General features: G+C 48.7%; 9 protein-coding genes. 2 read left to right on the forward strand and 7 right to left on the reverse strand.

The genetic code is table 11. The features are described from left to right. Positions 1-15: 15 nt before the first annotated feature. The 4 genes from RS891_RS29595 to RS891_RS29610 form a co-directional block, all read right to left on the reverse strand. Positions 16-1,497: a glycoside hydrolase family 32 protein gene (locus RS891_RS29595; RefSeq protein WP_315793900.1), complete on the reverse strand. Its 1,482-nt coding sequence runs from the start codon at positions 1,495-1,497 to the stop codon at positions 16-18. 100 nt (positions 1,498-1,597) lie between these two features. Next, positions 1,598-3,205 (reverse strand): ABC transporter substrate-binding protein, encoded by a 1,608-nt coding sequence (locus tag RS891_RS29600; protein WP_113053017.1) that lies wholly within the window; start codon positions 3,203-3,205, stop codon positions 1,598-1,600. A 56-nt stretch (positions 3,206-3,261) separates the two neighbouring features. Continuing rightward, the gene (locus RS891_RS29605; RefSeq protein ID WP_024632860.1) at positions 3,262-4,143 is read right to left on the reverse strand and encodes a carbohydrate ABC transporter permease; all 882 of its coding nucleotides are present in this window, start codon (positions 4,141-4,143) and stop codon (positions 3,262-3,264) included. Positions 4,144-4,159: 16 nt separating this feature from the next. Then, positions 4,160-5,053, reverse strand: coding sequence for an ABC transporter permease (locus RS891_RS29610; protein ID WP_247903336.1), 894 nt, complete (start codon positions 5,051-5,053; stop codon positions 4,160-4,162). 503 nt (positions 5,054-5,556) lie between these two features. Between RS891_RS29610 and RS891_RS29615 the strand changes: the two genes are divergently transcribed. Continuing rightward, the gene (locus RS891_RS29615; protein WP_113053019.1) at positions 5,557-6,618 is read left to right on the forward strand and encodes a LacI family DNA-binding transcriptional regulator; all 1,062 of its coding nucleotides are present in this window, start codon (positions 5,557-5,559) and stop codon (positions 6,616-6,618) included. A 173-nt stretch (positions 6,619-6,791) separates the two neighbouring features. Here RS891_RS29615 and RS891_RS29620 read toward each other — a convergent pair whose 3' ends face one another. The 3 genes from RS891_RS29620 to efeO are packed head-to-tail and all read right to left on the reverse strand — an operon-like array spanning position 6,792 to position 10,873. After that, positions 6,792-8,687 carry an FTR1 family iron permease gene (locus tag RS891_RS29620; protein WP_315793901.1) on the reverse strand — a complete coding sequence of 632 codons (1,896 nt, stop codon included), beginning with the start codon at positions 8,685-8,687 and terminating at the stop codon, positions 6,792-6,794. A 14-nt stretch (positions 8,688-8,701) separates the two neighbouring features. Beyond that, complete coding sequence (gene efeB / locus RS891_RS29625; protein ID WP_315793902.1) at positions 8,702-9,976, reverse strand: iron uptake transporter deferrochelatase/peroxidase subunit; 1,275 nt, start codon at positions 9,974-9,976, stop codon at positions 8,702-8,704. Between the two features lie 3 nt (positions 9,977-9,979). Next, positions 9,980-10,873: an iron uptake system protein EfeO gene (gene efeO, locus RS891_RS29630; RefSeq protein ID WP_315793903.1), complete on the reverse strand. Its 894-nt coding sequence runs from the start codon at positions 10,871-10,873 to the stop codon at positions 9,980-9,982. A 303-nt stretch (positions 10,874-11,176) separates the two neighbouring features. Between efeO and RS891_RS29635 the strand changes: the two genes are divergently transcribed. Then, the gene (locus RS891_RS29635; RefSeq protein WP_113053022.1) at positions 11,177-12,091 is read left to right on the forward strand and encodes a zinc ribbon domain-containing protein; all 915 of its coding nucleotides are present in this window, start codon (positions 11,177-11,179) and stop codon (positions 12,089-12,091) included. Positions 12,092-12,132 lie beyond the last annotated feature (41 nt).

A 12,132-nucleotide genomic window follows, 5' to 3' on the forward strand; every position in this document is an offset into this window, starting at 1 on the left:
CAGTCCCCCTCACGATTATTCCGACTGACATTCAACCCGGATGGGGGATAGCTCGTAGATATGAAGCGAAGCAAATACTACATCCTTATTTTCGGACTGAACAGAGATTCCCTCGGAACCTACATCCGGATAGATCAGATCCGTAATAACCGCTTGACCGTCATTGGCAAATACCTCTACGGATGAGTAATCCACATAAATACGCAGATGTTGGTTTCCGTCCACTGCTTTTAATCCAGCTGCATGGCGACCCATGAAATGTTCATGAAAACCCGATATACCCGATCGACTGCGATCAACATATACCTCATTCTGGCTAGCGTCCACACCAATGAGCGTTTCGTTGTCCGCACCACTTCGTAATGCAAATTGAACAGACTGATCAGAAGCCCATTCCGCATAAATCTCATAGTTTACTAGGCGCAAGGTGTTCAACTGCTCACTCACTTGACTGATGGAAGCATTCCGTAAGGACAGTACTGGCGTACGGGCGTGCTTGAGCTCGCGTGCAGGACGCTGAACCAGCAGGACTTCTCCGTCCCTTTTCTCCAATGTCAGCTCTCTTGCAATCGTCATCGCACCGCGGTAACCTTCGGTTGGTGTCTGATTGGCATACATCCAATTGCTCATCCATCCCATAAACAGGCGTCTGCCGTCTTCTTCCGGAATGTCGGACCAACTGACCCCTGCGTAATTATCCCGACCATGATCAAGCCAGCGAACGGTGTGGGAAGCTTCATCTGGAACAAATGTAAGCCCATCAAAATCTCCAGTGAAGTACTGCGTCCTGGAGCCCTCCTTAAAGGCCGGATCTGCACCAATGCTGACGAGCATCACCCATTTCTCCTGGCTCGCATCCCCATCCACGGCCAGCGGGAACAGATCAGGGCACTCCCAAACGCCATCATGCGAACCTATCCCGGCGCCGAATTCACTGCCCAATGTCCAATCCTTCAGATTGGGAGAATGGTACAGACATACCGTCTGACCACAAGCGATAATCATAACCCATTCCTTGGTCTGCTCGTGCCAGAACACTTTGGGATCACGGAAATCCACGAACGACTCATGCTCCAGCACCGGATTCCCCTCGTATTTCATCCATGTTCTGCCACTGTCCTTACTATAAGCAAGGCTCTGTCGCTGAATTGGATGATCGTTTGGCACCTCCTGATGATGGGTGAAAATAGCCACCAGTCCTGGCTCATCGTCAAAGAATTCGGACGTATTGTTCCAGTCCACCACGGCACTGCCGGAGAATATCATGCCAAGTTCATCCGGCGCCAAAGCTACAGGAAGCTCTTCCCAGGTAACCAGATCCTTGGTCACCGCATGTCCCCAATGCATTGGTCCCCAGGTTGTGCCAAACGGGTGATGCTGATAGAACAGGTGATACTCACCTTTGAAAAATACCATGCCATTCGGGTCATTCATCCACTTCTCCTTGGGTGAGAAGTGATAGACGCCCCGGTAATCGATTGTTGAAATGGTAGACATATTGGTTTACTCCTTTGAATCAAACTGTTGAAGAGGAAACTTTGCTTCACTCACGCACCTTAATGCTATGTGCGGCAAGAGTCTCCTCATCCAGTTTGTTTTATTGGGTGTTGCGGTCATATCCCGCTTGTTTAATCTGCAGCCACTCTTGTAATCCCAGACGATCCAGCTCTTTCAGATAAGCGTCCCACTCCTGATCGATCTTTCCATTCTGGTACCATTCCGTGCGCATACGCAGCACATAGGCGAACAGATCAGTCTCAATGGTGGAAAGGCGGTCGAGTTCATCGATTGAGAAAAATACACTTGGATAGACGTTTTCTGCTTTCATATGCGGAACCATATATTTATCAAGCAGGTCCATACGCCATGCAGCATCTTCCGGTTTGGTCGTGTATTTGTCATAGTAACTGTCGAGGATAGCCAGTGGTCCTGCAATACTCGTTTTCTGTCTGAGCTCTACAGGTGCAGCGCCTTCCAGCGGCAGATGCTTCAGCATGCCTTTGGCTTCATCGAATTCAAAAATATTCTGCTGTGTCTCATCACCGTAAGTTCCCCAGTTGTTCTGCACGGATTGGAGCGGATCGTACAATTGGTCCACCCACTTCGCTGTGGATTCCAGATTTTTATTGCTGCTCGTAACAACCATGCGTCCCCGGTCTAGACCAATACCGTTTGTACGTGTGACATTAATTTCTCCATTGGGACCAGCAACCGGAGGCAGAATATCATAGGTATCATTCATGCCTGTAATGTTGGCCTTATCCCAAGTGAAGTACATGCCATACTTGTTGTCTTTGCCCTTGGCCAGATACGTATTCCAATCCTGCTGATAGGCTTCCACATCCACAAGACCTTCCTGAACCAGTTCGTGAATGTATTTGACCGCTTCTTTGTAGCCTTCATCCGCTGCCGTGAAGACCACTTTTCCATCGTTGGTCACCACGGTGTGGTCCCAGTTCTCCCCGAGTCCAAATGCTGCAAATAAAAATGTCAGATCTTCTCCACCCGGCTTGTTAATGAAGGACAACGGAATTTCGTCAGCCTTGCCATTGCCGTTCGGGTCCTGGGTTTTGAACGCAATCAGCACTTGTTTCAGTTCTTCGGTTGTCGTTGGCATCTTCAGTCCGAGCTTGTTCAGCCATTCCACGTTGATCCAGGGCAAGTCATCAACCGCCTGTATACGCTGCTTGCCACTTCCGAGCTCCTCAATCCAGGGAAAGGAATAAATATGTCCGTCTGGTGCCGTAATCATGCTCTTGTATTCGGGAGCTTCCTCCAGCACCTTTTGCAGATTCGGCATGTATTGCTCAATCATGTCCTCCAGTGGAATGATGGCTCCATCCTTAGCCAGTTTCAGGAGATCATAATCCCCATAACCTGCGTCAAAGATGGCATCGGGCAAATCACCGCTGGCTACCGCCAGGTTTCTTTTTTCCGCAAACACATCACTCGTATAGTTCTTCCAGTTGATATGCACATTGGTTTTCTCTTCGAGTCTCTTGTTAATCAGCTTCTCATTCGGATCAGCAGGGGCCAGCGGAGAACTCTGTGTTATAAAATTCAATGTCACTTTGCCATCAGGCGACTGGGCTTCACTCGCTGCACCGCCTCCTCCCCCTCCACACGCCGAGAGCAGGAGCATGGCTGACAACATGGAGATGGATGCCGTTGTAGCGGCTTTTCTGGACTTGTTCACTTTTTTCATGATAATGACCTCCGTGGATTGTGTTGGGTCGAACGTGCTTTATTTCAGGCTGTTCACTATTTAAGTGAACCTACCATGACACCTTTTTCGAAATATTTCTGAAAGAACGGATACATGATGATGAGTGGCAGACTCGAAATGACAATGGCTGAATATTTGATCATTTCCGAGAGCCGTTTCAGTTCAGCCATCGCAAGCTGATCACTGATCATGCCCGGTGCAGCCTGATTCTGAATCAGAATGGAGCGCAGAACGAGCTGTAACGGATGGAGGTTCGGATTATCCAGATAGATCATGGCGTCAAAATAGGAATTCCACTGCCCTACAAACGCGTACAACGCGAGGACAAAAATGATGGGTTTCGATAACGGAATGACGATCTGAAAGAAAATCTTCATCTCGGAGGCTCCATCCACATTGGCAGCTTCTTTCAGTTCTCGCGGTACCCCTTTGAAGAAGGTTCTGGAGAGAATGATGTTCCAGACGTTGACTGCGCCTGGGATGATAATGGCCCATACCGTGTCCAGCATGCCGAGATTACGAACAAGCAGATAGGTAGGAATCAAACCGCCACCGAAGAACATCGTGATGATAAATATAATCATGAAAAATCCTCGCCCAGCCAACCTTTCGTCAGACAAGGCATACCCTGCAAATATCGAGACGGTCACCGTCACGAGTGCAAAGGAAACCGAGTACAGCACCGCATTGGCAAACCCTCGAATCATGGCCGGATTGGACAAAATCATCTGATACCCATCCAGACTCCAGTCGGACACATTGAAGGACAGTCCACGGTTCAGCAGCACCGTTGGGTCCATGAATGAGGCAACTACGATATAAATCAGGGGGACAACCACAACCAGTACGGCACAGGTGAGAAAAATCGCGTTCAGCGCGAGGATCAGACGATCCAGTCCTGTATGTTTGACTACCATGGATAACACTCCTTTCCTAATAGAGGCCTTCGCCTTCATTCAATTTCTTCACGATCAGATTCACAGTAACCAGCAAAATGACATTGATGACCGAGTTGAACAATCCCACTGCCGCAGAATAAGCGTAATCTCCGGACTGCAAGCCCACCTTGTAGACATACGTGGCAATGATCTCAGAGGAAGGCAGGTTCATCGACGTCTGCATCAAGTAGGCCTTCTCAAATCCAATCGACATGATCCCGCCAGCGGCAAGAATAAATACGATGGCCATAATCGGTCGAATCGTCGGAAGGTCGATATGGCGAATACGCTGAATGAGATTCGCTCCATCCAGATTGGCTGCATTGTGAAGTTCCGGATCGACATTGGCCAAAGCAGCGACATAGATGATGGAAGCCCAACCCGCCCCGGTCCAGATATCCGACAAAATGTATATCCAGCGGAAATATTCCGGCTCGGACATGAACATGATTGGCTGACCGGTAATCCAAGTGGCGAACTGGTTAATCGGTCCTGTCGGGGATAGAAAGATGAACAGCATACCCACAACGACAACAACCGAGATGAAATTGGGGGCATACAGAAACAATTGGATGTTTTTCTTCACTCCGGCCTTACGTACCTGATTGAGCATGAGTGCAAGCAAAATCGGTACAGGAAAGCTGAATATCAATCCAAAAAAGCTAAGTTTAAGCGTATTCATAAAAATGACATCAAAATTGGGCGAAGCTAAAAACTTCTCAAAATGCTTCAAACCTACCCACTCACTGCCCATGATGCCTTTGATCGGACTAAAATCCTTAAATGCAATAATGGCTCCGTACATCGGGATGTATTTGAAGATAAGGGTCAGGATCAGAGCTGGTGCGAGTAACAAATACAAAAAATAATTCTTTTTGAACTGCTGCATCCTGCCGGTTGATGTCCTCTCTTTCAACGCCCTTCCTGTACCTTTTTTGGTATCCACCGTGTTTTCCAACACATGACCTCCGTTCATTCCTGAAGTTGACAATTGCTTGTAGTAAGGGCTTTCATTATTTACAATTGCTCATTTAATAATTTACAATTTAGCAGGTAATCTAGGCATCAGTCAATATGTAATGTAAAAAATAATTGTGCATTTGATAACATTTTGTGAGTTTTTTGAGTTCTGAATGTGCATTTCATTGTATATATAACGTTTATTTCTTTCCCTTCAACCTATAATCGCCACTATTAGCAGTAGGATATTTAGAACTAATTATCATTTGTAACGAAACTGCTGAATACAAATAACAGCGCACTGTCAGATTTAAAAATGTAAACTCAATTGTGCATATGTAAAATTAAGATTGCTATTTGTTCCGATCTATTATACATTTGACTAAGATAATACTATGGACGACCATATGATCATTAGAGGTGAAGCACTAGATGGCAAAAGAAAAAATCACGATACAGGACATCGCGGATGCTTTGGGCATCTCCCGGAATACAGCTTCCAAAGCCTTGAATGATAGCGGAAATATCCCGGATGAGACACGTAATCGTGTAATTAAAAAAGCAATTGAACTTAAATATAAACAGTTTGCCTATATGGAAAATGAGCATGTTCTAACCAAGGCTCCAAGCAATATCGCCCTGTTAACAGAGAATCTGCCCAATACATCCCACTTTGGTTCGATGTTAATCAGTGGTCTGGAGAAAAGAATCAGCGCAGAAGGATACAATCTCTCCATTCATATCGTGCGTGAGGTAGATCAGGACTCACTTACACTTCCCAACAATTTTGATATTTCCAACGTGGACGGTATCATTTGCATTGAATTGTTTGATCTGAAATATACTCAGCTTATTACTGATCTCGGAATTCCCACGATCTTCATCGATTGCGCTTCCGACATATGTTATCCGGAATTTCATGCCGATTTGCTGTTGATGGAGAACGAGCACAGCACGTATCAGTTAACCAGAAAATTAATTGAGAGTGGATACAACCATATTGGATTTGCCGGGGATTACAATCATTGCAAAAGCTTCAACGAACGTTGGGTAGGATACCAGCGGGCTATGCTGGAGGCGGGTTTGCAGGTCGATCCATCCCAATGCATTGTGGATGATGACCGCCTGTTCTTCTCGAAGCCCGGCTGGTTGAACGAGCGAGTGGCAGAACTGAAGTCGCTGCCGGATGCGTATGTATGTGCCAACGACTTTATCGCCGTCGAACTCATCAGAGCGTTGAGAGCGAGGAATATTACTGTTCCTCAGGATATTGTAATATGCGGATTCGATAATGCGCCTGAATCACGGATTATTGAGCCTCCATTAACAACTGTGCATATTTACAGCAACGAAATGGGCATCAAAGCTGCGGAGATGCTGTTATCCCGAATTGACAATCCGTCACAGCCTTATCAGGTCTCGCATATCGTGACCAAACCGATCATACGGGAGTCCACACCCACTATGATGAAGGCCAATCCACAGACCGTTTAACCTGTCTCATATCCCATAGACCTCTAAAAAAATAAAAAGCCGTATCTTTCACGCAGAATAGATCGTGAAGGATACGGCTTTTTACATAGGGACTTAAGGATACTCTTTGATGATGGCAATTATCATATGACGTGAATAGGACGCAGCCTCTAACCAAAATTCGCAGCTCCGTGCTACACGGATGCCTTGGATGCTCCTTTGGCTGAACGTACTTCTGTACGAATCAAATTAAAGATCATAAAGAGCAGAACAACGAGTTGTGGAATAAAGGTCTCCCATGTCGGATACATGCCAAGCCAACCAATTGTCGGCAGACTTGGTGCGACATGAGCCCCAAGGGTTGCCGAAACTTGTAGGGAGTGAATACTCTCTCCAAGGAAACGAAATACCAGATAATAAATCAGCAGCGTTGCGGTCAGGAAAAACCATCGTACAGGCAGACGTACACTGAACTGAATAATGGCCACAGCCAATACAATCAGGATGAGCAACGCCGCCCCCATACCGATCAACATCTGCGAGGTCTCAATTGCAGGCGCCATGCCGATATAAAAGATTGCAGTCTCTGCACCTTCTCGCAATATGGCAAGACCCGCCACAGCGAAGAGTGACCACAGACTTCCCCGGGCCAGTGCACCCCCCACCTGTCGCTGTACATAGCTATTCCAGGAGCGGGTATTCGATTTGCTATGCATCCAATGTCCAACCGTCAGCATCAGTACAACGGCAGCAAGGCCCGTATACCCTTCAATCATCTCCCTTGTGCTGCCCGATGATGCCACAGCTAGGGTCAGCGACAGCACAACAGCCAGCGCCGCACTGATCAGCAGGCCACTACCAGCTCCCGCCCAGATCCAGCGCCGGGCCGCATTCTCTCCACTCTTCTTGGCATAAGCAAGCAATGCAGACAGTACCAGAATGGCTTCCAATCCTTCGCGAAGCAGAATTAATGCCGCATCCCAAGCCGTGTATGAGGTGGTAGCCGTTAACGGCTCCAGCCGATTGATCATACGGGTTACAACCTCGGATGCCTTCACCGTATTTGGCGGATTGGAGACGACATACCCGGATGCTTCCGCCATCTCATTCTCAATTGCCGTATATGAAGCCGGAGATGATATCTGTACCTGACCTTCAACCAAAGGCCAGGCCACGATAAACCGCTCCAATCCCGCCGCAGCAGAAGTGGCATCCCCCGCCTGAATTTGCTTCTCTATTTGCTCCAGTAATTTCAGCAGGTCGGATAATGAAGAAGCCTCTGAGGATGCTGATGTATCCTCAACTTCCCCTTCCTTGAGTGTCCCTGCACTGTAGTCTGTGAGCAACGTGACCAGTTCCTGCATACGCTCTGTTGCCTGTACTTCCTTGCGGGGCTCGGCCTGCATTGCAATTCGAACCAAGCTGATGTCTTTTTCCAACTGGCTGTATACGCCAAAATGATCCTGACGGATTGGAGCTTCGGTGCCTTTCCAGGCCGTAACAATCCGTTTATAGGCAAGCTCTGCCTGAGTCCAATCGCCCTGTTCCATTGCATTCAAACTTTGACGTGCGTCTGGCAGCAACCTTTCGGCGGCTTTACGTCCTGCGTCGTTGCTCTCTTCCGCACCTTGAAACGCCTCAATGTACTGATTGGTCGCACGGGCCAGATCGGCCAGTGCTTGCTTGGCAGCATCAGAATCATTGCCCGACAGTGCCTGTTCGGCTTTGGACAAGGCTTCACCTACAACGCTGGCGGTCGTCGCAACCTGATCAGCATTCTGCCCCGGCTCCAACGTGCTGGCATCATTCCATAGTTGCCGGAATTCGGCGACGTCCTCTGTGGCTTCTGTCAGCTTGCCCTGTCCCGCTTCAACCAAGGCGCTGCCTACAGGCGGCAATAGACTATCCAGTTGTTTTTGCACAGACTGCTCATTGTTTTGTAGCCCTTCAGCAGAAGAGTGTGGCATATCTAGTAAACGAATTACCCCAGACCCCACCATCAGGAACACCAGCAGCATCAGCAAGGAGCGCATCAATCTTCCTTTGTACAGCCGCTTCTGCGCCTTCAGATCTGCGATCCTGCCCATCATCGTCATCCTCCCCATTAAATTAAGGTGTCACCGATATATCCGCCATTCGTAATTCCGGGGAAACAGGCAAATACAGCACTACCCGTGTGCACGGTATATTCGTTCAGCTTGTCGTTCGTTGCCAGTCGTTTCTGAATCGGAATAAATTGCTTCTCCAGGTCCCTTTGATAGCTAATGAACAGCAAACCTGCATCCAGCTGTCCGGTCTTGGCATCAAGCCCACTCGAATACGAGTAGGAGCGGCGTAAAATTTGCTGACTGCCGTCTCCCTTGGCGAGGCGCAGATGTGACGTTGCCGGAATGACAGGCTGTCCATCGGCAGACTTGGCCTTCAGATCTACCGGATCGAACTCGCCGCGGCTACCGAGCGGCGCTCCGCTATTCCGGTGGCGTCCAAATGTCGCCTCCTGGTCTTTCAGTGTGGAGCGATCCCACACCTCCACACGCATGCGAACCCGGCGGACGGCCATATAGCTGCCACCGGCCATCCACCCCGAACCGTCAGCCGGCTGCGCCCAGACGGTCTGATCCATCAGCACGGCATCCGTTGTATCCGGATTGCCGGTGCCATCCTTGAAGCCGAGCAAATTGCGCGGTGTTCCACCCGCAGGGTCAGCTCGGCCTGTGCGCTGGAAACCTTCCTGCGTCCAGCGCAATACCGCATGCCCGCGTGCGATGCGCGCGAGATTGCGGATAGCATGGAAGGCGACCTGCATATCGTCTGCGCAGACTTGCACGCACAGGTCGCCACCACACCACTGCGGGTCCAGCGCATCTCCGGCGAATGCCGGCAGATCACGCAGGCCCTTGGGCTTCCGGCCCTGCAGCCCGAAGCGCCCGTCAAACAAAGAGGGCCCCACACCAAACGTCAACGTGGTTCGTGACGGTGTCAGGCCTGCCGCTTCGCCCGTATCGGTAGGCGGAGTATTCAGCGTTGTATTATGTTCGCCAATCATCTCTCCGGTGGCCATGGCAGCGGCAGCCGCCGTCCAGTTCTTGAACAGACGGCGCAGTTCATCCGCACTTCCCGCCGTCACATCAAAGGCGGCAAAGCAGATGAAATCCTGAGCCGGGGTAATAATGCCTGCCTGATGCTTGCCGTAGAAGGGCAGTGCATTGTCCGGCGTGTTCACATCCAATGCCGCCGGACTGCTTTTGCGGCTCAGCGCCATCAGACCGCTGGCACCGCCTCCGCCCAAGAGCAGACCCAATCCGGCCACGCCGGTCAGCTTCAGCATTTCACGCCGTGACAACGGCTTTTTCAGCGAATCCTTTTTCTGCTCGGTCATCGTCTACACTCCCAGTACTTGTCCCATGTTCGACAGCGGTTCAGCCAATGCATCCAGGTTCTGACTCAACTTCTTCACGTCCTCATCCTTCAGCTTCTCGTAGGAAACGTACCCGTCTCCATCCTTGAATGGAGCAAGCTCTTTTTCGAGCGCATCGAATCGGTCTGCAATTTGCTGATTCAGATCCTTGTCTTTGGCAGCCAGATCATCCTTGAGCAGATTATATATCTCGCGTGCCCCCTCTACATTCGCTGCAAAATCATACAGATCCGTATGGGAATAACGTTCTTCTTCACCGGTTACCTTGCTGGAGGAAACCTCATTCAGCAGTTCTACCGCACCCGTTACCATAAGACTCGCATCGATGTCCATCGTCTCGACTTTGGCACGCAGGAGCTTAGCATCACTTAACAAGGTATCCGCAAAGTCAGTCATGCCATCGGTCGTCTTGTCTTCCCAAAGCGCTTTCTCAATCCGGTGGAATCCACGCCAGTCGGCAGCCTCCACATCTCCGTCACGTGCATCAATATTCGGGTCCAGATCCCCAAGTGCCTCGGCTACCGGTTCAATGCGTTCATAATACATACGAGCTGGTGCATATAATGATTTGGCAGTCTCCAGATCACCCGCTTTCACAGCATCCGTGAACTTCTCCGTTTGCTTCACGAATTCATCGATCTGCTCAATTGCAAACGTGCGATAGCCATCCACTGCGGTTGTATAATCGCTCCCCGCCGTTTCCTGACCTGCTGCATCCGTGGTTTCTGTGGAAGCTTGATTTTCGCTTTGAGCAGCAGGCGTCTCTGCCTGCTTGTCCGAAGTATCATTGTTGCCGCAAGCGGCGAGTAAAACCGAAGTTGCCAGCACAACAGCCGGCAATGCCAATATTTTTTTCAACACGATACACTCCTCATTGGTTAGACTGATTTGAATGTACACCTGCGATTAATATGTCGATGAGTACAAACCCTTAGATTAACGTTCATTTAATGATAATGATTATCAATTTCGGTAATGACATCATAATTCCGGCGCATACTTATGTCAATATGAAAATAAGGGGACCGGTTTAATCACATACCTAGGTGGAAAATAACGGGTATTAATTCCCTTGAAAACATAGACAAACTTCGTCATCAACCGTTAAAATGAGACAAAATGTCTATATTATCTTAATTTATGAAATTGGAGGCTCATGCCATGAAATGCCCAGTATGTAATCATGAAAATGGAAATGCTAGTTTTTGCGAGAGGTGCGGCTCTAATCTAACCCCTTCCTCCCCTACTGCAGATTCCGCTCAGGATCAACAATCCGCTGCTGCCGAACCCGAATACACCCGTTGGTCGAGCACACAGGCAACACCTTCTCATGATCCCATTTCTTCCAACACACCTTCTGCTCCCAGACCTGTACAACAGGTATCCGACTCTTCCGCCGCAGAGGGCGCTTCATCTTCTGGAGACAACAATGCCAATCAGTGGAATAACATCGTACAAAATGAGAAAGTTCAGCAAGCCAAAGAAGTAAGCAAACAGTATCTATCCTATTTCCTTAGTGTTCTCACCCGTCCTTATCAAACTATGAAAACTGTTGGTGAACAGCATTCTCTTAACGGCTGGATCACGATGGCTCTGATTGCGGTTCTATCCTCTACATACTTTTTGATTACTTTCGGCCGGATGGAAATGGACGGATTGTTCATTGGCGGGTTTATCAGACCGCTGTTGTTCACCGCCATTTCTTTGATCGTAGCTATCGCATTGATGTATGCCATATTGAAGATTGAAAAAATAACGTTCCGCCCCAAAACACTGGTTGCCCAGTTCGGTACATTACTTGTGCCCGCTGTAGCGTCGCTCGTCCTGGCGAATCTGTTTATTGTTATCTCGTATTCCATCGCTATCTTCTTCCTCGTTGTCTCGTTTTTGATTATCTTTGTATCTCTTAATACGGTGCTGTTCCAGTATCCGCTGAATCGGACCAAGGCAGCTATCGATAGCATGTACAGCGTGTTGATTGCCAATGTTGTATTGTTTTATATTCTGTATCGCTTGTTGGCTACAATGATCATTGGATTGATTAGCCTGATGTTTTCTCCATTTGGTCGTATGTAGCATCTAGTTCAAAACTCTTACGAAGGCTCTCTCTGCTTATG

Origin of the sequence: Paenibacillus sp. BIC5C1 (assembly GCF_032399705.1) — a bacterium.
Taxonomy (GTDB): Bacteria; Bacillota; Bacilli; order Paenibacillales; family Paenibacillaceae; genus Paenibacillus; species Paenibacillus taichungensis_A.

Excerpts from the sequence above, each read along its gene's own strand:
- RS891_RS29635 (WP_113053022.1), top strand. The coding sequence starts at position 11,177 with ATGAAATGCCCAGTATGTAATCATGAAAATGGAAATGCTAGTTTTTGC.
- RS891_RS29620 (WP_315793901.1), bottom strand. The coding sequence starts at position 8,687 with ATGATGGGCAGGATCGCAGATCTGAAGGCGCAGAAGCGGCTGTACAAA.
- RS891_RS29595 (WP_315793900.1), bottom strand. The coding sequence starts at position 1,497 with ATGTCTACCATTTCAACAATCGATTACCGGGGCGTCTATCACTTCTCA.
- RS891_RS29600 (WP_113053017.1), bottom strand. The coding sequence starts at position 3,205 with ATGAAAAAAGTGAACAAGTCCAGAAAAGCCGCTACAACGGCATCCATC.
- RS891_RS29610 (WP_247903336.1), bottom strand. The coding sequence starts at position 5,053 with ATGCAGCAGTTCAAAAAGAATTATTTTTTGTATTTGTTACTCGCACCA.
- efeB (WP_315793902.1), bottom strand. The coding sequence starts at position 9,976 with ATGACCGAGCAGAAAAAGGATTCGCTGAAAAAGCCGTTGTCACGGCGT.
- RS891_RS29615 (WP_113053019.1), top strand. The coding sequence starts at position 5,557 with ATGGCAAAAGAAAAAATCACGATACAGGACATCGCGGATGCTTTGGGC.
- RS891_RS29605 (WP_024632860.1), bottom strand. The coding sequence starts at position 4,143 with ATGGTAGTCAAACATACAGGACTGGATCGTCTGATCCTCGCGCTGAAC.